Source organism: Janthinobacterium aestuarii (genome assembly GCF_046113285.1).
GTDB lineage: Bacteria > Pseudomonadota > Gammaproteobacteria > Burkholderiales > Burkholderiaceae_D > Janthinobacterium.
This window is the reverse complement of record NZ_CP142524.1, coordinates 350,247-376,838: the sequence shown is the minus strand read 5'-3', so window position 1 is coordinate 376,838 and position 26,592 is coordinate 350,247. Positions and strand designations below refer to the sequence as shown.

Genomic DNA, 26,592 nt, shown 5'->3' with positions numbered 1-26,592 from the left:
AGAGCGGCATGCAAAGCAAGGTGCCTGTACAAACAAGACAAGCCTAACGGCCAATTTTACGATGAAAGCCTCTATGTTCTTCAAGAAGAATCTCCTCAAATCCATCGCCGCCGTTACCGCGCTGATGGCGGCCAACGCCGGCTTTGCCGCCGACGACAAACTGATCGACTCCGTCTACGGCGAATATGCCAAGGGCGTCAAAGTGCAGATGTTGCGTGCTGGCGTGACCTCGAACTGGGATAAAGCCTGGTTTGTATCGAATGGCACGCAGCTGAGCGGTTACTGGGATGCCAGCATCGGCGGTTGGGATGGCAAGAGCTATCGCAACGTTCCTGGCCAGCATCAAAAACTGTGGGACCTGGGCTTTACCCCTGTCTTCCGCTTTGAAAACACGAATAAGCTGGGCTTCTACGCGGAAGGCGGCATTGGCGTGCACATGCTGTCCAAGCTGTACGATAACGACGATAACCGCCTGTCGACCCACTTCCAGTTCGGCGACCATATCGGCATCGGGTATGTCTTCAATAACAAATGGGAAGTCGCTGCGAAAATCCAGCATTTCTCGAACGGCGGCTACAAGAAACCGAACAGCGGCGTCAATTACATGAACGTCAAAGTCGCTTATCACTTTTAATTGGTTTGATAAATGACAAAGGCAGCGCGCAGCGCTGCCTTTTTTTCGTCTGTTGCATTGGCAGCTGATGAACAGCCGGGGTCAGACCCTCCATGCCGCAAACTCAGGGGCTTGTACTATCGCCATGGGGGTCGGCGTAGGTCGGCTTAGCGCCGCGCGCGTAAGCCGACAGCCACCGACACAAAAGCACAGACGAAAAAAAACCCGCCAATTGCTTGACGGGTTTTTCTCTTACTGCGTATAACAAGCCTGACGATAACCTACTTTCACACTGGTTGCAGCACTATCATCGGCGCAAAGTTGTTTCACGGTCCTGTTCGGGATGGGAAGGGGTGGGACCAACTTGCTATGGTCATCAGGCATAACTTGTACCGGCGTTTGTCTCCTGTTGGACGACAAAGCCTGAATCTGGAAGAAGCAAAGATTGGGGGTAATGAATTGGTGTATCAACACACACGCAACGTTGTACCGTCTTATCCTCTGTACCTGCTAAGGTTATAGGGACAAGCCGTACGGGCAATTAGTACTGGTTAGCTTAATGCATTACTGCACTTCCACACCCAGCCTATCAACGTCCTGGTCTCGAACGACCCTTCAAAGAGCTCAAGGCTCTGGGAAATCTCATCTCAAGGCAAGTTTCCCGCTTAGATGCTTTCAGCGGTTATCTCTTCCGAACTTAGCTACCCGGCAATGCCACTGGCGTGACAACCGGTACACCAGAGGTTCGTCCACTCCGGTCCTCTCGTACTAGGAGCAGCCCCCTTCAAATTTCCAACGCCCACGGCAGATAGGGACCAAACTGTCTCACGACGTTTTAAACCCAGCTCACGTACCACTTTAAATGGCGAACAGCCATACCCTTGGGACCGGCTACAGCCCCAGGATGTGATGAGCCGACATCGAGGTGCCAAACTCCCCCGTCGATATGAACTCTTGGGAGGAATCAGCCTGTTATCCCCAGAGTACCTTTTATCCGTTGAGCGATGGCCCTTCCATACAGAACCACCGGATCACTATGTCCTACTTTCGTACCTGCTCGACTTGTCAGTCTCGCAGTTAAGCACGCTTATGCCATTGCACTATCAACACGATGTCCGACCGTATCTAGCGTACCTTCGAACTCCTCCGTTACACTTTAGGAGGAGACCGCCCCAGTCAAACTGCCTACCATGCACTGTCCCCGATCCGGATAACGGACCAAGGTTAGAACCTCAAACAAACCAGGGTGGTATTTCAAGGTTGGCTCCACGAGAACTAGCGTCCCCGCTTCAAAGCCTCCCACCTATCCTACACAGATTGGTTCAAAGTCCAATGCAAAGCTACAGTAAAGGTTCATGGGGTCTTTCCGTCTAGCCGCGGGTAGATTGCATCATCACAAACATTTCAACTTCGCTGAGTCTCGGGAGGAGACAGTGTGGCCATCGTTACGCCATTCGTGCAGGTCGGAACTTACCCGACAAGGAATTTCGCTACCTTAGGACCGTTATAGTTACGGCCGCCGTTTACTGGGACTTCAATCAAGAGCTTGCACCCCATCATTTAATCTTCCAGCACCGGGCAGGCGTCACACCCTATACGTCCACTTTCGTGTTTGCAGAGTGCTGTGTTTTTATTAAACAGTCGCAGCCACCAGTTTATTGCAACCCTTTCACCCTTCTGGAGTAAACCAGTCAAGCTACCGGGGCGTACCTTTTCCCGAAGTTACGGTACCAATTTGCCGAGTTCCTTCTCCCGAGTTCTCTCAAGCGCCTTAGAATACTCATCTCGCCCACCTGTGTCGGTTTGCGGTACGGTCTCGTATGACTGAAGCTTAGAGGCTTTTCTTGGAACCACTTCCGATTGCTTCGTGAATAAATTCACTCGTCTCAACCCCTTGAATTGCGCGCCCGGATTTGCCTAAGCGCCTTCTATGAGCCAAAAACCAACTATTCCAACAGTTGGACAACCTTCCGCGATCCGTCCCCCCATCGCATCATACGACGGTGCAGGAATATTAACCTGCTTCCCATCAGCTACGCATCTCTGCCTCGCCTTAGGGGCCGACTCACCCTGCTCCGATGAACGTTGAACAGGAAACCTTGGGCTTACGGCGTGGAGGCTTTTCACCCCCATTATCGCTACTCATGTCAGCATTCGCACTTCTGATACCTCCAGCATCCTTTACAAGACACCTTCGCAGGCTTACAGAACGCTCTCCTACCATATATATCTGTGATAAATCACAGAACAATATCCGCAGCTTCGGTGACTGGCTTAGCCCCGTTACATCTTCCGCGCAGGACGACTCGATCAGTGAGCTATTACGCTTTCTTTAAATGATGGCTGCTTCTAAGCCAACATCCTGACTGTTTTAGCCTTCCCACTTCGTTTTCCACTTAGCCAATCTTTGGGACCTTAGCTGGCGGTCTGGGTTGTTTCCCTCTTGACGCCGGACGTTAGCACCCGACGTCTGTCTCCCAAGCTCGCACTCATCGGTATTCGGAGTTTGCAATGGTTTGGTAAGTCGCAATGACCCCCTAGCCATAACAGTGCTCTACCCCCGATGGTGATACTTGAGGCACTACCTAAATAGTTTTCGGAGAGAACCAGCTATTTCCAAGTTTGTTTAGCCTTTCACCCCTACCCACAGCTCATCCCCTAATTTTTCAACATTAGTGGGTTCGGACCTCCAGGGCGTGTTACCGCACCTTCATCCTGGCCATGAGTAGATCACTTGGTTTCGGGTCTACACCCAGCGACTGATCGCCCTATTCGGACTCGATTTCTCTACGGCTTCCCTATCTGGTTAACCTTGCCACTGAATGTAAGTCGCTGACCCATTATACAAAAGGTACGCAGTCACGGAACAAGTCCGCTCCTACTGTTTGTATGCACACGGTTTCAGGATCTATTTCACTCCCCTTCCGGGGTTCTTTTCGCCTTTCCCTCACGGTACTGGTTCACTATCGGTCGATTACGAGTATTTAGCCTTGGAGGATGGTCCCCCCATATTCAGACAGGATGTCACGTGTCCCGCCCTACTTGTCGTACGCTTAGTACCACCGGTCCGATTTCACATACGGGGCTATCACCCGCTATGGCTCCTATTTCCAGAGGATTCTGTTATCGGTCCGACTATCACGTACAGGCTCTTCCCATTTCGCTCGCCGCTACTTTGGGAATCTCGGTTGATTTCTTTTCCTGCAGCTACTTAGATGTTTCAGTTCGCCGCGTTCGCCTTGCATACCTATGTATTCAGTATGCAATACCCTAAAAGGGTGGGTTGCCCCATTCGGAAATCTGCGGATCAAAGTGTGTTTGCTCACTCCCCGCAGCTTATCGCAAGCTACTACGTCCTTCATCGCCTGTAATCGCCAAGGCATCCACCATGTGCACTTATTCGCTTGTCCCTATAACGTTAGCCTCTGATCACCGAGGTGATCAAAGAGCGCTACAGGGATAAGAAAGTACAACGTTGTTGCTTGTTTGTTGATACATACAATCATTACCCATCGATTTGCTTTTTACGGCAAACCGATCAATAAATAATCTTTACTTCTTCCAGATTGTTAAAGAACGAAACAGCTTTGATCGCTAAAAGATCAAACCTAAACCTGACTCACTGACCGGCTTACGTTTGCACTTTCGGGTAAAACTTTGGTGGAGGATGACGGGATCGAACCGACGACCCCCTGCTTGCAAAGCAGGTGCTCTCCCAGCTGAGCTAATCCCCCTGAGATTTTACTAATTAGCTGGTAGGGCTGGTTGGACTCGAACCAACGACCCCCGCGTTATCAACACGGTGCTCTAACCAGCTGAGCTACAGCCCCAACGCGGAACTTCTACGACTACTGTTTCTTCTTTGACTAACAGCCGATAAGTGTGAACATTTGATGCGTGAATCATTTACATGATTCGTGCAAACTCTAGAAAGGAGGTGATCCAGCCGCACCTTCCGATACGGCTACCTTGTTACGACTTCACCCCAGTCACGAATCCTACCGTGGTAAGCGCCCTCCTTACGGTTAAGCTACCTACTTCTGGTAAAACCCGCTCCCATGGTGTGACGGGCGGTGTGTACAAGACCCGGGAACGTATTCACCGCGACATGCTGATCCGCGATTACTAGCGATTCCAACTTCATGCAGTCGAGTTGCAGACTACAATCCGGACTACGATACACTTTCTGCGATTAGCTCCCCCTCGCGGGTTGGCGGCGCTCTGTATGTACCATTGTATGACGTGTGAAGCCCTACCCATAAGGGCCATGAGGACTTGACGTCATCCCCACCTTCCTCCGGTTTGTCACCGGCAGTCTCATTAGAGTGCCCTTTCGTAGCAACTAATGACAAGGGTTGCGCTCGTTGCGGGACTTAACCCAACATCTCACGACACGAGCTGACGACAGCCATGCAGCACCTGTGTACTGGTTCTCTTTCGAGCACTCCCCAATCTCTCGGGGATTCCAGCCATGTCAAGGGTAGGTAAGGTTTTTCGCGTTGCATCGAATTAATCCACATCATCCACCGCTTGTGCGGGTCCCCGTCAATTCCTTTGAGTTTTAATCTTGCGACCGTACTCCCCAGGCGGTCTACTTCACGCGTTAGCTGCGTTACCAAGTCAATTAAGACCCGACAACTAGTAGACATCGTTTAGGGCGTGGACTACCAGGGTATCTAATCCTGTTTGCTCCCCACGCTTTCGTGCATGAGCGTCAATCTTGACCCAGGGGGCTGCCTTCGCCATCGGTGTTCCTCCACATATCTACGCATTTCACTGCTACACGTGGAATTCTACCCCCCTCTGCCAGATTCTAGCCTTGCAGTCTCCAATGCAATTCCCAGGTTGAGCCCGGGGATTTCACATCAGACTTACAAAACCGCCTGCGCACGCTTTACGCCCAGTAATTCCGATTAACGCTTGCACCCTACGTATTACCGCGGCTGCTGGCACGTAGTTAGCCGGTGCTTATTCTTCAGGTACCGTCATTAGCAAGAGATATTAGCTCTCACCGTTTCTTCCCTGACAAAAGAGCTTTACAACCCGAAGGCCTTCTTCACTCACGCGGCATTGCTGGATCAGGCTTTCGCCCATTGTCCAAAATTCCCCACTGCTGCCTCCCGTAGGAGTCTGGACCGTGTCTCAGTTCCAGTGTGGCTGGTCGTCCTCTCAGACCAGCTACTGATCGATGCCTTGGTAGGCTTTTACCCTACCAACTAGCTAATCAGATATCGGCCGCTCCACGAGCATGAGGTCTTGCGATCCCCCACTTTCATCCGTAGATCGTATGCGGTATTAGCGTAACTTTCGCTACGTTATCCCCCACTCCAGGGTACGTTCCGATATATTACTCACCCGTTCGCCACTCGCCACCAGAGCAAGCTCCGTGCTGCCGTTCGACTTGCATGTGTAAGGCATGCCGCCAGCGTTCAATCTGAGCCAGGATCAAACTCTTCAGTTTAATCTCTGTTACTTTGCCATTTTATTGGCACCGTCATTGCTGACGGGTCGCTCACTCAAAAAACTGACAGGCTACTTCCGAAGAAGTATCCTATTTCATTATTTCTTGTGAACATTTGATATTTTAAGTATTACGACAATCCGAAGATTATCGCTGCACTACATCAAATGCCCACACTTATCGACTGTTAATTGTTAAAGAACTGTATTCGATTACTGCTTTCGCGCTATCGACAAAGCGTTGTGTTTGTCAGCTGCGAAGAAGAAAGAGTATGAAGCATTTCACTACATCCGTCAACTCCTTCTTTTCCTGCTCATCGCCGTTTCCGGTGATCCTCAACTGCCGCATTTGACTGCGTCTCATTGGGGAGGCGAACTATAGCAAAGCCGCCCACGGGCGGCAAGCTTTATTTCAGCAATTCGGCAACCGCCATGCCCACATCGGTCGTACTGGCGCTGCCGCCCATATCCGGCGTACGCGGACCATGCTCGAGCACCCGCTCGATGGCGTGCACAATCGCGTCATGTGCTGCCGTGTACCGAGCGTCGCCATTGCCGAGGAAGTCCAGCATCATGGCGCCCGACCAGATCATGCCGATCGGGTTGGCAATATTCTGGCCATAGATATCAGGCGCTGAACCGTGCACCGGCTCAAAGACGGAGGGGAATGTGCGCTCCGGATTGATATTGGCCGACGGTGCAATCGCAATCGTTCCCGTGCACGCGGGGCCCAGGTCGGACAGGATATCGCCAAACAGGTTCGATGCGACCACCACGTCGAAACGCTCGGGGCTCAATACAAAGCGGGCCGCCAGGATGTCGATATGGTATTTATCCCAGCGCACATCGGGAAAGCTCGGCCCCATCGCTTCGACCCGCTCATCCCAGAATGGCATGCTGATGGCGATACCATTCGACTTGGTCGCCGATGTCAGGTGTTTTTTAGGCCGGCTTTGGGCCAGCTCAAACGCATACTTCAGGATGCGATCGACGCCTTTGCGCGTAAACACGGATTCCTGCAGCACCATTTCGCGTTCTGTCCCCTCGAACATGCGCCCGCCCACGGATGAATATTCTCCTTCCGTGTTTTCACGCACCACATAAAAGTCGATATCGCCCGGCTTTTTATTCGCCAGCGGACATGGCACGCCCGGCATCAGCCGCACGGGACGCAAATTGACGTATTCGTCGAATTCACGCCGGAACTTCAGTAATGAACCCCACAGCGAGATATGATCGGGCACCTTGTCCGGCCAGCCCACGGCGCCAAAATAGATGGCGTCGAAATCCTTGAGCTGCGCGAACCAGTCCGAGGGCATCATTTGCCCGTGTTCCAGGTAATAGTCGCAATTGGCCCATGCCATCGTCGTAAACTGCAGGTCGATATTGAAACGGTGGGCGGCCGCTTCAATTACACGCAAGCCCTCCGGCATGACTTCATTGCCAATGCCGTCACCGGCGATGACGGCGATTTTATGTATGCTCATGGGGGAAACCCTGTTGGAAATAGACGATGGAAGCTCGTATTTACATCTGCTGCGTCACGTCCGGGTACAGACGCGCCAGCACATCGGCAGTGATCGCCGTGATGATGGGCTGCACACATTCGGCAGCCAGTTCATTGGACTTCGCGCGGCGCACCTCTTTCCATAACTCGACCAATGCGCTCTCATGACGCGCCACCGCCTGCTCGACTTCATCCTGCCAGAAGGCCGGCGCCTCGCTTTCGACAAAGTTGCCGCGGCCACGGCCAAAGTGCGCCACCGCCAGGTAACGCAGCACGCCCGCCACCACCAAGGTGCGCAGGAAGGCATCGGTAAATTGCATCGTGGGCTCATTGCGGTCCGTTCCGGAATTAAAGCCCCAGGCTGCGCCCGCAAACGTCAACGCACCAACCACACCGCCAAGCAGGGCGCCCGTGCCCAGGGTCAGGCCGCCGGAAATCAGGTCGGCCGACAGCCCTGTCGCCGCACCGGAAATCATCGCGCCCAATAGCCCGGCTTGCGCCTTGTCGATCGGCGCGCGCACGGCGAAGTTCTCCCGTATCCGGCTATTGATCTTATGCGCGTCGGTCGGGTCGAGTTTGTGCAAGATCAAAAGCTCACGCGTGGTGATACCGCTGTGCGCATTAAGCCGCGCCACCAGGCTGGCCATGGCCTTTTCCTGGCGTTGCTGCTCTGCGTTCTTGCCTATGCCAACGACCTGCAAGGCCGATTTCAGCAGCCCCTTAGAGGCGGGCTCGATGGCTTCGCGATCCTGCCCGGCCACCGCCAGTTGCGTGGCCAGCAAGTGCATCGCCTGCCGGAAACGTGCCGTATTCTGCTCTTGCCAGGCAGCAAACAAACGCGCATAGCCTGCTTGCTGCGACTGCGGCAACAATTTACCCACAGCTTCGTAAAACACGCGTTCATGCACCCAGCAGCGGGCAAAGGCATCGAGCGCCAGGACATCGCGCACGATTGGATACTGCTGCAAATGCTCGCGCCAGCGCGCCTGCTCGCCGTGTTCCTCATTCCCCGGACGCGGCGGCCCCATCTGATTGAGCAAGACCACCACAGGCTTATCCAGCCAGGCGAGGATTTTCATTTCCGCCGGCAAGTAGCCCGCATCCTTCGGATGTTCCGAGGAATTCACCAGGTACAACACCACGTCGGCGGAGTCCTTGGCCGTGCGCAGCGCCTGCTGGCTGAGCCAAAACGGGCGGTCGCGATAACGGTCCAGCACTTCACGCAGAAACCAGCCGATGGGATTGCCTGACTGGCCCAGGCGCTTGAGCAGACGCACGGAGTCGCCAAAGCCGGGCGTGTCCCACAATTGCAAAGCATCACCCTGTGGTGTGGCCAACAAGGTATGCGATTCGGCAAACACAGTTACGTGGGCGGCGTCACGCACTTCGCCCACATCCACGCCCACGAGGGTACGCGCGAGTGTCGTCTTGCCATTATTCGTGTGCGAAATCAGCGCAAACTGAATCTGCACCGCGTCATCTTGCACATCTTTATTCACGTTCACACTCATGCTGTTGCCGATACTTTCAAGCCGACACCGGCATCGAGCGGGTGCAAGGCAGGGTTGAGCAGATTGACCACGGTGGCCGTGGCTTTATGGAACTGGCAAAACTGCTGCCACAAGGCGACCCGTTCCGCCAGACGCGCGCCGTTATCCGCCGGCTCGCCCGCGCGCTCCAGGTAGCTGGACTCGTCGATCAGGACAGCGATGCCGCGCGCCGACGATTGCACCAGATAATCGAGGAAGGCCCCGTGATTTTCCTTTTCCGGCGTCGCCGTCAGATTGAACAGCACGGCCGTGATATTGACTTGTGGATCGTTCAAGTCCGTGTCGCGCAAGACGTCCTGCGGCTCTTCGCCATACGACGTTGATGGACGCAGCATCATGCGGCCCTGCTCGCCAAACAGCATGAGGGCGATTTGCCCCAGGCCCTTGTGGCGTGCCTCATCGACAGTAAAGCTGTAGGGCAAGACGCGCAGCATGCCGCCCGTGGCCACACCGATGCTTTCATTAAGCTTGCGGAAATACGGCTGATCGAGATCCAGCGGAAACTGCCTGGCCAGGCGCGCGGCGCGCCAATTATTGACCAGGGCCAGGATCAGGCGGGGGACGACCACCAGCAGGAAAATCGTCGCCGCATACAAATGCACCCAGCGTGCGCCGCCTTCGACGGTCGTCGTTTGCGGGAAGCGCAGCGCTTCGATTTCCGCCAGCGAAAAACCTTGTAAGTGAAACAGGGCAATGGCCGGCGCAAACAGGGTCGACAGCAGGCTGTGCACCTGGCCGGCATTCAGAAAGGTGCTTTCCCAGCCGGCCGCGTATTGCGACAGAAAACCGCGCGCATACAACGAGGCGACGGCGCCAATGGCAAACATGGCAGCGCTCAAGTGGATGGTACGGCCCAGGCGCGCGGCCGTCAGCTTGGCGCTCAAATGCGCCCACTCGCCCATGAAACTGAGCAAGCCCGAAGACAAGGCGTGCGGCAGTTTGCGCGGCAAGGCAAGGCGCCCTACGCTCAGGTGGCGCACCAGCCCCGCTTTCGGCCAGCCGAGCGAGTGCGAAGGGATGCATAGCCAAATCAGCAAGCCCAGGTAGACCAGCACATTCCAGGCGATGATCAGCAGCAAGGGCGCCGACAGCAAGTCGACACGGTGCGGATCCGTGATGCGATCGAGCCCGGCGCCCAGCAGCAGTGCCAGCAGGGGCAAAGTCAGCGCCAGGGCTTTCATGCCGTTACGACGCTTCGCGAAAGCAGCGAAGGCGGGAGTGCGCTCGGTGATGCGCTTGAGGATCAGCTCGGAACGCTGCTGCAGGAAATCGTCACCCGTGACTTCGGCCTGCTTGCCCGAAGCTTGCCACTGCGCAAGCTCACGCGCACTGCGGCTGGCATACATGCGGTCATCCTCGCTGAGGACTTCTTTTTTCTGGTCGGCCGTCTCGATAGCACGGACCAATACCACTTCTCTCGCAATCTGCTCGTTCATGGTGCTCCTGTTTTTGTATGAAACGACAACTCGACAGGCAGATTGTGACGTACTTTCGTGTTTCAGGCCAACGCGTCCTCGGCCCGGAACAAATGATGTAGCAGATAGATCAGGAAAGAAGCAATCCAGGCAGACCACAAGGTGTGTGTAAAAAATTGCGTACCTTGCAACTGTTGCTGCCAGCTTGCCGCCAAACCGCACAGCAGCATGACGCAAGCGAGCAGCAGCGCCGTGCGTGGTCGCCCGGGCAGACAGAACAATGGCAAGGCCAGCATCCACCAGGCAGTGTTCGCCTGAGTAGCAGGCAGGCATGCCATGGCAGATGCGCTGGCTGGCAATGTTTCCAACAGGCGCGTGTACGGCTCCAGTCCACCATAACGCAACAAATCCGTGGGACAGGGCACGTCGCTGAAGGAAGAGAGCAAATAGATGCTTAGCGGCACGAAGATAGCCGACAGCGCCACCACGCGCAAGGCGCTGCGACGCGAAGCAAGCCAGGCCAACGGACGCAAGGTGTCCCACACGGTCAGCCCGATCATGACGGCGCCAAGCAAGATCATACCGATCTGAAAACTGCGCGCCCACACGCTGTCAGCGCCGACAAATTGTCCACGCGCACCGTCGAACATACTGTCGGCAATCATGAGGTCGAGGTTGCTGTAATTACCGATCCAGAGTATCAGCATGGCCGACAGCATCAGGATGCTATCGATGCCTTTGGGAGTTTTGACGAGTTTAAGCTTGGCCAGCATGGGTGCACACGTTACTTGATGAGAATGGACGTCATCGTACAGTGTCAATATGAAGAGAACATGACGGTGCCCGCCGTTCACAACATGTGGTGATAAATGACAAAGGCAGCGCGCGGCGCTGCCTTTTTTTCGCCTGCTGAACAGCCGGGGTCAGCCCCCCCCTCACACTGACCGTCAATCGGCGGATCGGGCAGGTCGGCGTAGGTCGGCTTAGCGCAGCGTAAGCCGACAACCACCCGCGGCGCCCCGCAAAACCGCCAGACGAAAAAAAACCCGACCATTGCTGATCGGGTTTTTCTCAAGAAACCACAGCCAAAGGCTGTTGCTTCAAATAACAAGCCTGACGATAACCTACTTTCACACTGGTTGCAGCACTATCATCGGCGCAAAGTTGTTTCACGGTCCTGTTCGGGATGGGAAGGGGTGGGACCAACTTGCTATGGTCATCAGGCATAACTTGTACCGGCATTTGTCTCCTGTTGGACGACAAGGCCATGAATCTGGAAGAAGCAAAGATCGGGGTAATGAATTGGTGTATCAACACACACGCAACGTTGTACCGTCTTATCCTCTGTACCTGCTAAGGTTATAGGGACAAGCCGTACGGGCAATTAGTACTGGTTAGCTTAATGCATTACTGCACTTCCACACCCAGCCTATCAACGTCCTGGTCTCGAACGACCCTTCAAAGAGCTCAAGGCTCTGGGAAATCTCATCTCAAGGCAAGTTTCCCGCTTAGATGCTTTCAGCGGTTATCTCTTCCGAACTTAGCTACCCGGCAATGCCACTGGCGTGACAACCGGTACACCAGAGGTTCGTCCACTCCGGTCCTCTCGTACTAGGAGCAGCCCCCTTCAAATTTCCAACGCCCACGGCAGATAGGGACCAAACTGTCTCACGACGTTTTAAACCCAGCTCACGTACCACTTTAAATGGCGAACAGCCATACCCTTGGGACCGGCTACAGCCCCAGGATGTGATGAGCCGACATCGAGGTGCCAAACTCCCCCGTCGATATGAACTCTTGGGAGGAATCAGCCTGTTATCCCCAGAGTACCTTTTATCCGTTGAGCGATGGCCCTTCCATACAGAACCACCGGATCACTATGTCCTACTTTCGTACCTGCTCGACTTGTCAGTCTCGCAGTTAAGCACGCTTATGCCATTGCACTATCAACACGATGTCCGACCGTATCTAGCGTACCTTCGAACTCCTCCGTTACACTTTAGGAGGAGACCGCCCCAGTCAAACTGCCTACCATGCACTGTCCCCGATCCGGATAACGGACCAAGGTTAGAACCTCAAACAAACCAGGGTGGTATTTCAAGGTTGGCTCCACGAGAACTAGCGTCCCCGCTTCAAAGCCTCCCACCTATCCTACACAGATTGGTTCAAAGTCCAATGCAAAGCTACAGTAAAGGTTCATGGGGTCTTTCCGTCTAGCCGCGGGTAGATTGCATCATCACAAACATTTCAACTTCGCTGAGTCTCGGGAGGAGACAGTGTGGCCATCGTTACGCCATTCGTGCAGGTCGGAACTTACCCGACAAGGAATTTCGCTACCTTAGGACCGTTATAGTTACGGCCGCCGTTTACTGGGACTTCAATCAAGAGCTTGCACCCCATCATTTAATCTTCCAGCACCGGGCAGGCGTCACACCCTATACGTCCACTTTCGTGTTTGCAGAGTGCTGTGTTTTTATTAAACAGTCGCAGCCACCAGTTTATTGCAACCCTTTCACCCTCATGGAGTAAACCAATCAAGCTACCGGGGCGTACCTTTTCCCGAAGTTACGGTACCAATTTGCCGAGTTCCTTCTCCCGAGTTCTCTCAAGCGCCTTAGAATACTCATCTCGCCCACCTGTGTCGGTTTGCGGTACGGTCTCGTATGACTGAAGCTTAGAGGCTTTTCTTGGAACCACTTCCGATTGCTTCGTGAACAAGTTCACTCGTCTCAACCCCTTGAATTGCGCACCCGGATTTGCCTAAGTGCCTTCTATGAGCCAAAAACCAACTATTCCAACAGTTGGACAACCTTCCGCGATCCGTCCCCCCATCGCATCATACGACGGTGCAGGAATATTAACCTGCTTCCCATCAGCTACGCATCTCTGCCTCGCCTTAGGGGCCGACTCACCCTGCTCCGATGAACGTTGAACAGGAAACCTTGGGCTTACGGCGTGGAGGCTTTTCACCCCCATTATCGCTACTCATGTCAGCATTCGCACTTCTGATACCTCCAGCATCCTTTACAAGACACCTTCGCAGGCTTACAGAACGCTCTCCTACCATATCTATTGCTAGATATCCGCAGCTTCGGTGACTGGCTTAGCCCCGTTACATCTTCCGCGCAGGACGACTCGATCAGTGAGCTATTACGCTTTCTTTAAATGATGGCTGCTTCTAAGCCAACATCCTGACTGTTTTAGCCTTCCCACTTCGTTTTCCACTTAGCCAATCTTTGGGACCTTAGCTGGCGGTCTGGGTTGTTTCCCTCTTGACGCCGGACGTTAGCACCCGACGTCTGTCTCCCAAGCTCGCACTCATCGGTATTCGGAGTTTGCAATGGTTTGGTAAGTCGCAATGACCCCCTAGCCATAACAGTGCTCTACCCCCGATGGTGATACTTGAGGCACTACCTAAATAGTTTTCGGAGAGAACCAGCTATTTCCAAGTTTGTTTAGCCTTTCACCCCTACCCACAGCTCATCCCCTAATTTTTCAACATTAGTGGGTTCGGACCTCCAGGGCGTGTTACCGCACCTTCATCCTGGCCATGAGTAGATCACTTGGTTTCGGGTCTACACCCAGCGACTGATCGCCCTATTCGGACTCGATTTCTCTACGGCTTCCCTATTCGGTTAACCTTGCCACTGAATGTAAGTCGCTGACCCATTATACAAAAGGTACGCAGTCACGGAACAAGTCCGCTCCTACTGTTTGTATGCACACGGTTTCAGGATCTATTTCACTCCCCTTCCGGGGTTCTTTTCGCCTTTCCCTCACGGTACTGGTTCACTATCGGTCGATTACGAGTATTTAGCCTTGGAGGATGGTCCCCCCATATTCAGACAGGATGTCACGTGTCCCGCCCTACTTGTCGTACGCTTAGTACCACCGGTCCGATTTCACATACGGGGCTATCACCCACTATGGCTCCTATTTCCAGAGGATTCTGTTATCGGTCCGACTATCACGTACAGGCTCTTCCCATTTCGCTCGCCGCTACTTTGGGAATCTCGGTTGATTTCTTTTCCTGCAGCTACTTAGATGTTTCAGTTCGCCGCGTTCGCCTTGCATACCTATGTATTCAGTATGCAATACCCTAAAAGGGTGGGTTGCCCCATTCGGAAATCTGCGGATCAAAGTGTGTTTGCTCACTCCCCGCAGCTTATCGCAAGCTACTACGTCCTTCATCGCCTGTAATCGCCAAGGCATCCACCATGTGCACTTATTCGCTTGTCCCTATAACGTTAGCCTCTTCATTCTTTCAAACGAAAAGAGCGCTACAGGGATAAGAAAGTACAACGTTGTTGCTTGTTTGTTGATACATACAATCATTACCCATCGATCTGCGTTTTACGGCAAACCGATCAATAAATAATCTTTACTTCTTCCAGATTGTTAAAGAACATACAGCACTTGATCTCGAAAAGACCAAACCTAAATCCCGGCGCCATCTGCGCTGATTTACGTTTGAACTTTTGGTGGAGGATGACGGGATCGAACCGACGACCCCCTGCTTGCAAAGCAGGTGCTCTCCCAGCTGAGCTAATCCCCCTATGGGTATTTCCAGACTACAGAAACTGGTAGGGCTGGTTGGACTCGAACCAACGACCCCCGCGTTATCAACACGGTGCTCTAACCAGCTGAGCTACAGCCCCAAATGCTGTTCTTCTTTATTAACAGCCGATAAGTGTGAACATTTGATGCGTGAATCATTTACATGATTCGTGCAAACTCTAGAAAGGAGGTGATCCAGCCGCACCTTCCGATACGGCTACCTTGTTACGACTTCACCCCAGTCACGAATCCTACCGTGGTAAGCGCCCTCCTTACGGTTAAGCTACCTACTTCTGGTAAAACCCGCTCCCATGGTGTGACGGGCGGTGTGTACAAGACCCGGGAACGTATTCACCGCGACATGCTGATCCGCGATTACTAGCGATTCCAACTTCATGCAGTCGAGTTGCAGACTACAATCCGGACTACGATACACTTTCTGCGATTAGCTCCCCCTCGCGGGTTGGCGGCGCTCTGTATGTACCATTGTATGACGTGTGAAGCCCTACCCATAAGGGCCATGAGGACTTGACGTCATCCCCACCTTCCTCCGGTTTGTCACCGGCAGTCTCATTAGAGTGCCCTTTCGTAGCAACTAATGACAAGGGTTGCGCTCGTTGCGGGACTTAACCCAACATCTCACGACACGAGCTGACGACAGCCATGCAGCACCTGTGTACTGGTTCTCTTTCGAGCACTCCCCAATCTCTCGGGGATTCCAGCCATGTCAAGGGTAGGTAAGGTTTTTCGCGTTGCATCGAATTAATCCACATCATCCACCGCTTGTGCGGGTCCCCGTCAATTCCTTTGAGTTTTAATCTTGCGACCGTACTCCCCAGGCGGTCTACTTCACGCGTTAGCTGCGTTACCAAGTCAATTAAGACCCGACAACTAGTAGACATCGTTTAGGGCGTGGACTACCAGGGTATCTAATCCTGTTTGCTCCCCACGCTTTCGTGCATGAGCGTCAATCTTGACCCAGGGGGCTGCCTTCGCCATCGGTGTTCCTCCACATATCTACGCATTTCACTGCTACACGTGGAATTCTACCCCCCTCTGCCAGATTCTAGCCTTGCAGTCTCCAATGCAATTCCCAGGTTGAGCCCGGGGATTTCACATCAGACTTACAAAACCGCCTGCGCACGCTTTACGCCCAGTAATTCCGATTAACGCTTGCACCCTACGTATTACCGCGGCTGCTGGCACGTAGTTAGCCGGTGCTTATTCTTCAGGTACCGTCATTAGCAAGAGATATTAGCTCTCACCGTTTCTTCCCTGACAAAAGAGCTTTACAACCCGAAGGCCTTCTTCACTCACGCGGCATTGCTGGATCAGGCTTTCGCCCATTGTCCAAAATTCCCCACTGCTGCCTCCCGTAGGAGTCTGGACCGTGTCTCAGTTCCAGTGTGGCTGGTCGTCCTCTCAGACCAGCTACTGATCGATGCCTTGGTAGGCTTTTACCCTACCAACTAGCTAATCAGATATCGGCCGCTCCACGAGCATGAGGTCTTGCGATCCCCCACTTTCATCCGTAGATCGTATGCGGTATTAGCGTAACTTTCGCTACGTTATCCCCCACTCCAGGGTACGTTCCGATATATTACTCACCCGTTCGCCACTCGCCACCAGAGCAAGCTCCGTGCTGCCGTTCGACTTGCATGTGTAAGGCATGCCGCCAGCGTTCAATCTGAGCCAGGATCAAACTCTTCAGTTTAATCTCTGTTACTTTGCCGTTTTACCGGCACCGTCATTGCTGACGGGTCGCTCACTCAAAAAACTGACAGGCTACTTCCGAAGAAGTATCCTATTTCATTATTTCTTGTGAACATTTGATATTTTAAGTTAGACGCCAATCCGAAGATTGACGCTGCACTGACATCAAATGCCCACACTTATCGACTGTTAATTGTTAAAGAACTGTATTCGGTGCTACTTTCGCGCCATCGACAAAGCGTTGTGTTTGTCAGCTGCGAAGAAGGAAGAGTATGAAGCGTTTCGGCTCATTCGTCAACCTTCTTTTTTACCCTGCTTTACTCGGCATTTGCATGCGTCGTTCAGCGAGGGGGCGAATTATAGCCAAGCGACAGCGTGTCCGCAAGAGCCATTTATGGCAAGACGAACGATTTCACCAAGGTCAGCTCGCCGGCGGCCCGCATCGGCACCTGGAAGCTCTGCAGCTTTTCCCGCGGCGTGCCTTCATTGGTGATGATCGACAGGCGGGCGACGGTCAGCATGGCGGTGTTCTCGCCGCTACCGTAGTAATTGACATACGCGTGATAATTGCCCTTCAGGGGTGCCGCGCTGGAAAAGATTTCAGGGCCATAGCCGGTCGTCACGTCCACATCCAGCGCGCCGCCATCTTTCAGGACGCGGTTGCCGTACCAGGCGTGGCCGCCGTCCGGCGTGACCACATGCAGATCAAGATCGGTGCCGGCGCTGTCCCACGACAGCACGATACGCAAGCGCGCTTGCGTCTTGCCCTGGTAGCTGTCGACAAACTGGGTCCGCGCGCGGCTTCTGCCATCGGGCGAGCGCACTTCCACGCTGTTCGAGCCGCTGCCGAAACCATAGGGGCGACCGTAGCTGCCATCCTCCCCCACCTCCATCGGCATCGCCACGCCATTGACCACCAAAGTGGCGGGCTTGCCCTTGACGGCGCCCGCGATACGCCCCCGTATCTGCGCCGTCTCGGCCTGGCCCGGCTGCAGGTTGGCCGACGCGGCGGGATAATTGACCGCTTGCGTATAGTCCTCGCGCGCGCCAGCCGAATTGCGCCAGCCGCCCTTCGGTGCATCGATGGTGACCTGGGCCTGGGCCCAGAGTGGCAACAGCATTAGCGGAATCGAGCAACGGATATAAAAACTCACAGGGCCTCCAGGTTAAGGTCGACGAGCCGGCGGGCCAGCCGCTCGACATATTCTTCGTCCTGGCCGCGCGGATGGCGGCGCAGGCCAAGGTGCAAATATTCATGGGCCAAGGTGATCCGGTCTTCGCGCGTGGCCAGCGGGCGCATGAAGATGCGGTTGCGCGACTGTTCCGAATACGGTGCGCCGCTGGACAGGGCGCAGACCAGCGGCGCTTGCGGCGGCGCCTCGTAGCCGGCCTCGCGCAGCAGCACGCGCTGCCAGCGCGGCACGGATCGCGCCAGCCAATCCTCGTTCTGCGCCAGGCGACGGCAACGCACGCCGGTATTGCCAACGGTGCTCAGCGCGCCGCCCGGATAGGCCGCCGCCAGCAATTCATCATAGTGCTTACCCTGTCTGGCCTGCCGCACCGCCTCGCTCCACGCCATCGTGCCCTCGGACGACTGGTTGCTGTGATAGCGCACGGTGACGCCATCGACGATCAGCTGGTCGGTCCAGCGCGCAATCGCCAGCGCCGCCGGCGTGGCGGGGCTGGTACTGACGCGCTGGGTCGCGCTGCTGTCGGCGATCTGCTGGCAGCCCGCCACGGTCACCGCGTTCTGCTGCAGATACGTGCGCGCGGCAATCGCCAGCGCCTTGGCCGCTTCCGGCTCATTCGCGCTCGCTTCGCGGTCGAGCACGCGCGCCACATATTCATTGACGCCGAAACGGCCGCGCAATTGCGGGCGGCCTCCCTGCTCTTGTACCAGCATCAACTCGCCGCTGCTGCGCAAGGCCAGGCTCTGGCCATTTTCGAACCGAACATGGTAGCGGCCATTCAGCGGGCCGGGCACGGCCACGCCGCGCTCGCCGCGCACGGCACGGATCGGATAGCGCTTGAAGTAATCGACAACCACGCAACCGCCATCGTCGGCCGCACCGACTGGCGGCAGACTGGCGGCCAGCCTGGGCGCCCACTGTTCAAAGACATTGCTGCTGCCGCCTGCGCCGCCAAACCAGATGGGGGTGCCATCGGCCAGCCAGCCGGCCGCGCCGCCAATCCGTTCATCTGCCCGGCGCTGCTCGTGCCAGGAATACGTCTTCACGCGCAGCTGGCTGCCGAACCAACGCGCCGTGCCGGCACCGCGTCCATCGAGCACGACGCGCAACAGCGCCGCCTCGGCGTCCACGCGGCTGGCGGCCGGTATGCTGTCCAACGCGCGCAGCAGGCTGTCCAGCCGTACCAGCCGCCCCGGCGCCAGCTGCGCGGGGTCCGCCAGCCAGGCAAAGTCGCCTGCCGGGGCGCTACCTAAACGGGTGGTCCAGTATTGGCGCCACGGCGCGGCCGTGATCATCAGACGCTTCGGCGAGAAGAAGGGGCCGCAGGACTGCGCCAGCGCCGCATCGTGGCCGATGCTCTGGCCCGCATCGCAGCAATATACTTCTTCCGGATCGCGGCCGCCGCAGCGGTAGTCGGGCATCGCCACCTTGTTATCGCTCGCGTAGACATATACGAACAGCTTCCACAGGCTGGCCAGCGGCACTTGCCGCGCGCCGTCAAACGGCGGCGGCGCTGCGCCGCCCTGGCGCAGCTGGCGCACCTCCATCTTGCCGTCGCGCCACCAGGCCACGTCCAATGAAGCCGACCAGGCAGGCATGGCCAGCAGCGTGGCCGCCATCAATGCTGGACGCACAAAACGCATCACTCGACCTTCAACGCGCGCGTGCTCTTGCCGCCGCCCTCGAGCGCTTTCTGCTCCGGCTGGTACATGCGGTAAAAGCGCGCCGGCGGCAGCACATAACTGCCCTTCTGCGCAAAGCGCAGCAAATGGCGCACGGTCACGGCGCCTTCCAACGGCTCGATCGGCACGGCATAACCGTCGCGGCGCTCCGTGTGACGCGCGCGTTCCAGCGCGGCCGGCTTGTCGCCCGCCATGACCATGCCCCAGGTCGTCGATTCCACCATGGCACCGGGCGGCAGCGCCACTTCCAGCAAGCCAAAGCGGTGCTTCGCACCCGGTGCCGCTTTCAAGGTGATTTCATCGAGGTACAGCGCGTCCGTGCTGAGCGCCTCGCCCGGCTTGACCAGCTCCGTCGTGTAGCCGCCCTTACCCGCCTTCATGCGCAGGATGCGCCTTTCGACGGTGACCGGCAAGGTCTGCGCTTCGGCGGCATAGCTGTCGTACTGCACCACAGCCACCGTGCCGGCCGGCGCCGGGGCGGCGAGACGCAGTTTGTCAGGCATGCCCTTGGCGTCAAGCCAACGCCACAACGGCTGGCCGCTGCGGCTGTCGCGTTTTTGCCAGGCGCCGTCCAGCGCGACGGCCGGCCCCTTGCCGAACGATACGCCGCCCAGCTTCTTCTGCACCCATATCAACGTCATCGCGCGGTCCAGGGTCGGCATCTCGGCGCGCACGCCGGCCAGCACCGCGTCCGCCTGCGATGGCGGTATTTCGCCGGCCAGCATCAGCAAGGCTTGCGCCACCGGCGCTTTGGACTCGCGCAACACCTGCCAGGCGCTGGCTACTTGCAGTTGCAGCCCATGCGGCAAGGCGACGCCATTCTGGCTGGCGACCAGCGCCACCAGGCCAAGGCTCATCGCTTGCGCTTCGCGATCAAGGGCTCCGCCCAGCAGCAGGCTGCTACTGTCGCCCGCCTGGCGCGGCTTGCCGCCCAGGACGGCGATGGCGCTGTCGTCGACCAGGCCCGCTGCCAATGTCTGCGTGGGCAAGCCCATCTCGCGCGCCATCCACAGCACCAGCGCGCGGTCGCCCATCGCATCCTTCAAGCCATGCTCGCTGTAGACGGCCAGCAGCTTGTTCCAGTGCTCGGGCGGCAGTTCGATGTGCAGCGCGCGCGCCGCGTACCAGTCGGCGTAATAAGCGTACGCCGTCATCAGCGCATTGCCGGCCGTGGCATTGCCCCACCAGCCGAAGACGGCATTCGGACCGGCCATCGAGACCAGGCGCAGGCGCTGCGCCGTGAGCAGCGTTTGCAGGGCGCCGGCGTCCGGCCCCAGGCTTTGCGTGGCCAGCGCCAGCGGAATCAAACGGCTCGCCGTCTGCTCGACGCAGCCATACGGATAATCGATCAGGTCGTCGGCAATGCGCGCGAACTGGCTGGCTGCTCCTTGAGCGAACGAGACGCGGAGATTGCGCGCGTCGGCCGGCAGCTTGAGCGGCATATCACCGGTCGCGCCATCGAGCGGCAGCACCAGCGAACGCGGGCTGCTCCAGGCGGCGGGCAGGGTTTGCATGGCCGCCTCCAACGCGTCGACCAGCTTGCCGTTCTGTTTCAGCTCCAGGCGCAGCGGCACGCTAGCGCCTGCAGCGAGCGGGAACTCGACGTAGTTGACGCCCGGTTTGGCGGACAGCTTTTCCGTCTTCGGCTGCGCCCCGCCCGAGAGGACGACGTCGAGCGCCTGCTCCTTGCCCGTCTGGTTGAACACGGCCACCGAGGCGCGCGGCGCATCGCCGGCACGCATCCAGTCGGGCGCCGTCCACTTGGCATAGAAGTTTTTGTCGGAACGCAGATAGGCGGTGCGCTGGCCCACGCGCCCCTGCTCATCCATCGCGCGGCCGGTGATCCTCCAGCGGGTCAGCGCGTCAGGCATGGTGAAGCTCACGCGCGCATTGCCATTGGCGTCGGTCTTCAACGACGGCGCCCAGTAGGCCGTATCGATATTGTCGCGGCGCGGGCGTTCAAGCACCTTGACGCCGCGCTCGTTGTAGTTGTGGCGCGCGGGCGTACCGGCCGTGCGGCCCTGCGCCATGTCGTAGCTGATGAAGGACAGGCTGGCCGTGGTGCGCACGTTGTTGCGGCGCGGATGGTAGAAGAAGTCGCCGATGTCGGGCGCTATTTCCGGCTGCAGCACATAGATCATTTCATCGACCACGCCCAGCGCCACCAGGGTGCTCAAGGGCTTGCCGTCCAGCGTGGCCTTGACGTCCAGCGTGACCTTTTCGCCGGGCTGGTAGACCTCCTTGTCGCTCTTGAACTGCAGCGCGATGCGCGGCTCGATCACTTGCAGGCCGGCGTTCTCGAACACGAAATCGCCATTGCGCGTGTACGCCACCGAGAACGTCATGTTCGGGCCATGCTCTTCTTTTACCGGGATGCGCACTCTCCACTGGCGCGGCGCCACGCGCTTCGCCTGGTACCAATCAGCGGCGCCGGCCATCAAGCCATGGTGTTCGACCTTGTCGCGCTCGAGCGTCAGCAGGGCCTGGTCGACCTTGTCGGAGAAGGTGATCAAGGCCTCGGCCGTGTCGCCCGGACGGTAGCGGGCGCGGTCCAGCACGATCTCGATGCTGCCCGGCGTCGTCTGCACGCCGTCACCCGACACCCAGTGGCTGGCGGCGGCCAGCAGGTTGCCCCGTTCGTCGCGCAGCGCCAGCTGATACGAGCCGGAGACCGGGAATGTCACGTCCCAGCCCTTGGCAGCCGGATCGAAGGCGCCTTCGGTCTTGCTCTGTTTTTCCAGCTGCACCATCTCCCAGCGCACGGGCTTCGCCGCGCCCTGGCCATCGGCCAGCAAATCGAAATGCACGTTTTGTCCCGGATCGGAAAACTGGCGCACGGCTTTCAGCTGGTAGCTGCTGCTCGAGCGCTCTATCATCAGCTCGCGCGTCGTCTTGACGCGGTAGGCCGCGCCATCGGTTGCCAGCACGGTCAAGATGTAGCGCGACGGATCGGCGGCGGGCGGCAAGGTGAAGTCCACATTGCCGCTGCCGTCGCTCGTCACTTCCTCGGTCTTCAAGGCCACCGGGAACAGGCCGCTGTAGCGCAGCTCCCCCTCGACCATGGTGTTTTGCTGGCCGCGCAAGGACAAGGTCATCTTCGCGTTTTTTACGGGTTTGCCATCGGGGTAGCGCAGCGCGATGCTGCCTTTGACCGCCTCGCCCGTCTTGAATTCCGGTTTCGATGGCTGGACGTTGATTTCAAAATGCGGCTTGACGTATTCGGCCACGCGGAAGGCCGCGCCATACACGCCATCCTTGTAATTGAAGCGCAGTTCATAGCCGCCGGCGGTGGCTTCCGTGGGCAGGCGGAAGCGCGTGTCGGCACCCGTATCGCCGGACAGCTGCAGCGTTTGCGTCAGCAGCGGCGTGCCGTTCGGATTGAGCACGCTCAAGCTGATCGGTGCAGCGCTTGCTGCCTGCGAGGCGCGCGCCGAGGTGAATTCGCGGCCCAGGAACTTGACGTTGACCTCGTCGCCAGGACGGTACAGGGGCCGGTCGGTCACCGCATAAATCTTGGTGTTATAGATTTCGCTGTCATAGTAAAAATTCTCGGACACGAACACGCCGCCGGCGCCGTCCTGGCCCAGCACATACGTGTGTTCAGGGCTGCCGCGTTCGAGCGAGGCGACGCCGTCTGCGCCGGTGACAGCCGACTGCAGCACGCCGGTACCGTCCGTCCACGCCACGCTGGCGCCGGCCACGGCGGCGCTGTTGTCGCGCCGCGCCGTCCATACCAGCATCTGGCCGGAAGAGACCTTGGTGACGGCCACCGTGTCCGACACGAACACCAGGGTGGTGGCGCGGTGCTCGCCGATGATCGCTTCGACCAGGTACAGGCCCGGCTTGCGTTTGCCCAGCGGGATCATCACGTTGCCGGCGCCAGCGACGATGAAGTCGCTGCTCGATCCATCGAGCTTGACGCCTTTCGGCGGCGCGATGGCCTTGGCCTGCCAGATCGGATAGCGGAAGCTGTCGACCAGCTCCATGCCCTTGATCGGCTTGTACTGCGGATGATTGGCGAACACGGTCGGCTTGCGGATCGCGTCCTTCGTCGCCAGTTGCGGCTGTTCTTTCGTGACCGCGAGGCGCGCTTCGCCGGAAAACAGCTTGCGCCAGGCCAGGCGCGACTGCTTCCACCAGCTACCCCACAGAAAGCTCAAGGTATTGGCCAGGCCCTCGCCCTGGTAATTGCCCTCGACCTGGATGCGGTGCAGATTACGCTGCTTTTTCAGGAATTCCATCGGCTCGGGCACGCGGTAGACGATGATGTCGGCGCCCGAATACGCTTCCAGGTTCATGCGCCCCATGTCGCGCCCGGGCACCTCGAGCCGCACGCGCGCTTCATCCAGACTGCCGTAGCTGGCGTCGGACAGCAAAAAGAAGGGCTCGCCCTTGAAGGTGCTGTAGTTGCTCGGTTCGCGCTGCTGCGCAGAGGCGCCGCCAATGAGGACCAAGGCCAGCAGGCTGGCAAGGAACAGCTTCATGACAAAAATCGGCTTCATGATAAAAACGCCAGCCGGAACACGCCGGCGAAATTCGGATTGTTGACCACAGGTTGCCACCGCGTGTCCTTCCAGCTCGTGAGTTCTTTGATATCGACGGTCCGCAGACCATTGTCGTCGGGGGTGACGGTGCCGGTGTGATAGGCGATGCGCGCGCCCATCCAGACCATCAGGTGCTGTTCGTCGCCCTGGTCGAAAAACAGCAGGTCGCCGGGCAGTGCCTGGCTGATCTCGCGGGCGACGAAGCGGCTGTTGTGCTGCACCAGCGCCAGCGCCGTGACGAAGTGGCCGACCTTGCCATCCGTCTGCACCCAGCGGTTGCGCAGGGCTGCCTGGTTCGCGTCCAGTTCCAGCTCGGGCGGCAAGCGCCGGTCGCTGGCGATGCCGTTCGCGTGCAGCCATTTCGCGTCATGCACGGTGAGCGCTTCGTTGACGGCAAAGCGCACCAGGCCGGCGCAATCGCGGTGCGTCCAGCGCGGCGACGGTCCCCGTTCGATCTGCGCGTTGACGATGCGCAGCATCCAGGCCTGAAACGCGCGGCTCTGGGCTTGCGACAGCTGCACTTGCCCCCCGGCGGCCGCGTGCAGTGCCCAAGCGGGTGCGGCGACAGCAGCGACGCACACCGCCAGCGCAGCGCGCCGTCCATGCGACACCGTCATCGCGCCGTCTCCTGCCATTCCAGCGTTTCCCACGACGTGCCGCTGGCTGGCTGCCGCTTGAGCACCATGCGCAGCGGCGGATATTTTTTCAGGGCGTTCAGGCGCGGCACCAGGTGTTCGTTGGCGGCCGCGCGCAAGACCGGTTCGTTATTCGCAGGCAGGGTATCAAAGGCTTCCAGCTGGATCAGGCGGGCCAGCGAGGCCGGCGCGATCAGGCCGATCGTGTGCGCGCCATCGGGCAGCAGGTCGCTGGCGGCCGGTGCCTGCTTGCGGCGCACGGCCAGCACCTGGTCCACCAGCTTGCCGTCGGCCGAGAAGACAACCGTATTGCCGGCCACGGCCAGCGCCGGCGTGGACTGACCGAGGGCCGTGGCGACGCCGCGCTCCCAGCGAACGAACTCACCTTTAGCATCCTTGCCCGTGGTCTTGCGCACGGGGTCCTTGCCGCCGATGGCCGCCGCGAACAGGCTGCCATAGACAGCGTCGTCGCCGGCCTGCGCACTGCGCGTGGCGACAAACACGGGCGTATGCAGGCGCGAACTGCCGTACCAGCAGGCGGCGGCGGGGCCTTGCAAGTGCCCGGCCAGCGGCACCACCGGCTCCGATGTCTTGCTGCCCAGGCGCTTGAGCACGGGCTGCAGCGCGGCCCAGTCCACCGGCACGCTGAAACAGGCGCTGGGATTATGCGGCAGCTGCGGCCACAGGGCGCTGCTATCATACGCACCGTTTTTCAGTTTATCGGCATTGAGCAGCACCTTCGATTGCCAGGCGCCCTGTTGAAAATCGAAGCGCAGCGCTTCGAGCGAGCCAAAGAAGGGCTGGTAGCCGAACGACAGGAAGTCGGCCTTGACGGCGATGCTGTGGCCCTCGGGCGCGGCTGGATCGAGATGAAATTGCGCATGAAAGACGTTTTGTTTCGCCGGCTCCGGCGCCAGCAGGCTGGCCACGGTTTTCTCGGCCGTGCCATCGCCATCCTTGCCGTCGCTGCCGCCGTACAGCATGCCGGGATGGGACAGGATGACCAGGCGCTGGCCGTGCGCGGCGAACAGCAAGGTGCGCTGGTAGGCATAGTTCAGCGCATACACGGGCACTTGGCCGCCATCGACGCGCAAGCTGCCGGCCACGCGCATCTGCGTATCCTTCAAGGCGATCTTGCCCGCTTCCTCGAGCAGGCGCGTCAGCTGGCTGCGCGAGACGGCGATGGCGAAATGCTTGAGCGAGCCGTCGGCATCGCGCCACAGGGCCACTTCCGCCGGCTGGTCCAGCACCATGCGCAGCAGCTGGTCGCCCCAGCCCAGTTCATGCTCATAGGCGATGCGGCGCAGGCTGCCCTTCAGGCCCAGCCGGTCTTCGCTCTGCTCGTAATAGAACAGGAAATCCTCGCGCAGCACGTCGCGCGCCAGCGGCACCGTCAGCAGGTCGCGCGGCAAGGCCGACAGGCTTTTCGTGCGGACCAGCGCGTCGGGCCGCGATAAATCCAGCTTCAGGCCGTTGACCGGCCCCAGCGTGCCCCAGCCGAACACCCGGTAACCGACCAGCGCGGCCGCCACCAGCGCCACGCCGGCCAGTGCCCCGACCAGGACTTTTTTATTGAGTACTTTTTTCGCCAGCACCTTGTATCCCTTTTAGCCTGCCGCAGCATTGACAAGTTAGTAATTGTTGACAAATGGTAACATGGCATTGGCAGCCGCAGCGCACAGCTGACGCGACAGCGTAAAATAGCGGATTCGCCGTTTCCATCGTC

10 protein-coding genes, 4 tRNA genes and 6 rRNA genes are annotated in these 26,592 nt (G+C 57.9%); 1 reads left to right on the top strand and 19 read right to left on the bottom strand.

The window, feature by feature from the left end:
- The first annotated feature begins 61 nt into the window (after window positions 1-61).
- Window positions 62-634, top strand: a complete 573-nt coding sequence (locus OX462_RS01630; RefSeq protein WP_227742064.1) for an acyloxyacyl hydrolase — start codon at window positions 62-64, stop codon at window positions 632-634.
- Window positions 635-881: 247 nt separating this feature from the next.
- On the opposite strand, the gene rrf (OX462_RS01625) is transcribed toward OX462_RS01630, so the two are convergent.
- The 19 genes from rrf (OX462_RS01625) to OX462_RS01535 all read right to left on the bottom strand — a co-directional run bounded on the left by rrf (OX462_RS01625) (window position 882) and on the right by OX462_RS01535 (window position 26,461).
- A 5S ribosomal RNA gene (rrf, locus tag OX462_RS01625) occupies window positions 882-994 on the bottom strand.
- A gap of 139 nt (window positions 995-1,133) precedes the next feature.
- Window positions 1,134-4,023: ribosomal RNA gene (locus OX462_RS01620) — 23S ribosomal RNA — on the bottom strand.
- A gap of 248 nt (window positions 4,024-4,271) precedes the next feature.
- Window positions 4,272-4,347, bottom strand: a tRNA-Ala gene (locus OX462_RS01615).
- A 19-nt stretch (window positions 4,348-4,366) separates the two neighbouring features.
- Window positions 4,367-4,443, bottom strand: a tRNA-Ile gene (locus tag OX462_RS01610).
- Window positions 4,444-4,543: 100 nt separating this feature from the next.
- Window positions 4,544-6,074 (bottom strand): 16S ribosomal RNA (locus OX462_RS01605).
- The 16S, 23S and 5S rRNA genes sit together here with 2 tRNA genes alongside, the layout of an rRNA operon.
- 406 nt (window positions 6,075-6,480) lie before the next feature.
- Window positions 6,481-7,560: a tartrate dehydrogenase gene (locus OX462_RS01600; RefSeq protein ID WP_409027623.1), complete on the bottom strand. Its 1,080-nt coding sequence runs from the start codon at window positions 7,558-7,560 to the stop codon at window positions 6,481-6,483.
- 40 nt (window positions 7,561-7,600) lie between these two features.
- A complete protein-coding gene (locus OX462_RS01595; RefSeq protein WP_070223770.1) occupies window positions 7,601-9,091 on the bottom strand; it encodes a DUF3482 domain-containing protein in 1,491 nt (496 codons plus the stop codon).
- Window positions 9,088-10,566 carry a DUF2868 domain-containing protein gene (locus OX462_RS01590; protein WP_409027622.1) on the bottom strand — a complete coding sequence of 493 codons (1,479 nt, stop codon included), beginning with the start codon at window positions 10,564-10,566 and terminating at the stop codon, window positions 9,088-9,090. The genes OX462_RS01595 and OX462_RS01590 overlap by 4 nt, the downstream gene beginning before the upstream one ends.
- Window positions 10,567-10,628: 62 nt before the next feature.
- Window positions 10,629-11,318 carry an acid phosphatase gene (locus tag OX462_RS01585; protein ID WP_409027621.1) on the bottom strand — a complete coding sequence of 230 codons (690 nt, stop codon included), beginning with the start codon at window positions 11,316-11,318 and terminating at the stop codon, window positions 10,629-10,631.
- A gap of 338 nt (window positions 11,319-11,656) precedes the next feature.
- Window positions 11,657-11,769: ribosomal RNA gene (gene rrf, locus OX462_RS01580) — 5S ribosomal RNA — on the bottom strand.
- Between the two features lie 139 nt (window positions 11,770-11,908).
- Window positions 11,909-14,784, bottom strand: a 23S ribosomal RNA gene (locus OX462_RS01575).
- Between the two features lie 240 nt (window positions 14,785-15,024).
- Window positions 15,025-15,100: transfer RNA gene (locus OX462_RS01570), tRNA-Ala, on the bottom strand.
- 26 nt (window positions 15,101-15,126) lie between these two features.
- Window positions 15,127-15,203, bottom strand: a tRNA-Ile gene (locus tag OX462_RS01565).
- Between the two features lie 82 nt (window positions 15,204-15,285).
- A 16S ribosomal RNA gene (locus OX462_RS01560) occupies window positions 15,286-16,816 on the bottom strand.
- 391 nt (window positions 16,817-17,207) lie between these two features.
- Window positions 17,208-17,936 (bottom strand): YfaP family protein, encoded by a 729-nt coding sequence (locus OX462_RS01555; RefSeq protein WP_409027620.1) that lies wholly within the window; start codon window positions 17,934-17,936, stop codon window positions 17,208-17,210.
- A gap of 29 nt (window positions 17,937-17,965) precedes the next feature.
- Window positions 17,966-19,648 carry a DUF2300 domain-containing protein gene (locus OX462_RS01550; protein WP_409028715.1) on the bottom strand — a complete coding sequence of 561 codons (1,683 nt, stop codon included), beginning with the start codon at window positions 19,646-19,648 and terminating at the stop codon, window positions 17,966-17,968.
- Entirely contained in the window at window positions 19,648-24,189 is a 4,542-nt protein-coding gene (locus OX462_RS01545) for an alpha-2-macroglobulin family protein (protein WP_409027619.1), read from the bottom strand. Before OX462_RS01545 ends, OX462_RS01550 begins: the two co-directional genes overlap by 1 nt.
- A complete protein-coding gene (locus OX462_RS01540) occupies window positions 24,186-24,848 on the bottom strand; it encodes a DUF1175 family protein (RefSeq protein ID WP_409027618.1) in 663 nt (220 codons plus the stop codon). The genes OX462_RS01545 and OX462_RS01540 overlap by 4 nt, the downstream gene beginning before the upstream one ends.
- Complete coding sequence (locus tag OX462_RS01535) at window positions 24,845-26,461, bottom strand: DUF2138 family protein (RefSeq protein ID WP_409027617.1); 1,617 nt, start codon at window positions 26,459-26,461, stop codon at window positions 24,845-24,847. Before OX462_RS01535 ends, OX462_RS01540 begins: the two co-directional genes overlap by 4 nt.
- Between the last annotated feature and the right edge of the window lie 131 nt (window positions 26,462-26,592).

What these genes read in the sequence shown, in the direction of transcription:
- OX462_RS01555 (WP_409027620.1), bottom strand. Translation starts at nt 17,936, where the DNA reads ATGCTGTTGCCACTCTGGGCCCAGGCCCAGGTCACCATCGATGCACCG.
- OX462_RS01600 (WP_409027623.1), bottom strand. Translation starts at nt 7,560, where the DNA reads ATGAGCATACATAAAATCGCCGTCATCGCCGGTGACGGCATTGGCAAT.
- OX462_RS01595 (WP_070223770.1), bottom strand. Translation starts at nt 9,091, where the DNA reads ATGAGTGTGAACGTGAATAAAGATGTGCAAGATGACGCGGTGCAGATT.
- OX462_RS01630 (WP_227742064.1), top strand. Translation starts at nt 62, where the DNA reads ATGAAAGCCTCTATGTTCTTCAAGAAGAATCTCCTCAAATCCATCGCC.
- OX462_RS01585 (WP_409027621.1), bottom strand. Translation starts at nt 11,318, where the DNA reads ATGCTGGCCAAGCTTAAACTCGTCAAAACTCCCAAAGGCATCGATAGC.
- OX462_RS01550 (WP_409028715.1), bottom strand. Translation starts at nt 19,648, where the DNA reads ATGCGTTTTGTGCGTCCAGCATTGATGGCGGCCACGCTGCTGGCCATG.
- OX462_RS01545 (WP_409027619.1), bottom strand. Translation starts at nt 24,189, where the DNA reads ATGAAGCCGATTTTTGTCATGAAGCTGTTCCTTGCCAGCCTGCTGGCC.
- OX462_RS01540 (WP_409027618.1), bottom strand. Translation starts at nt 24,848, where the DNA reads ATGACGGTGTCGCATGGACGGCGCGCTGCGCTGGCGGTGTGCGTCGCT.
- OX462_RS01590 (WP_409027622.1), bottom strand. Translation starts at nt 10,566, where the DNA reads ATGAACGAGCAGATTGCGAGAGAAGTGGTATTGGTCCGTGCTATCGAG.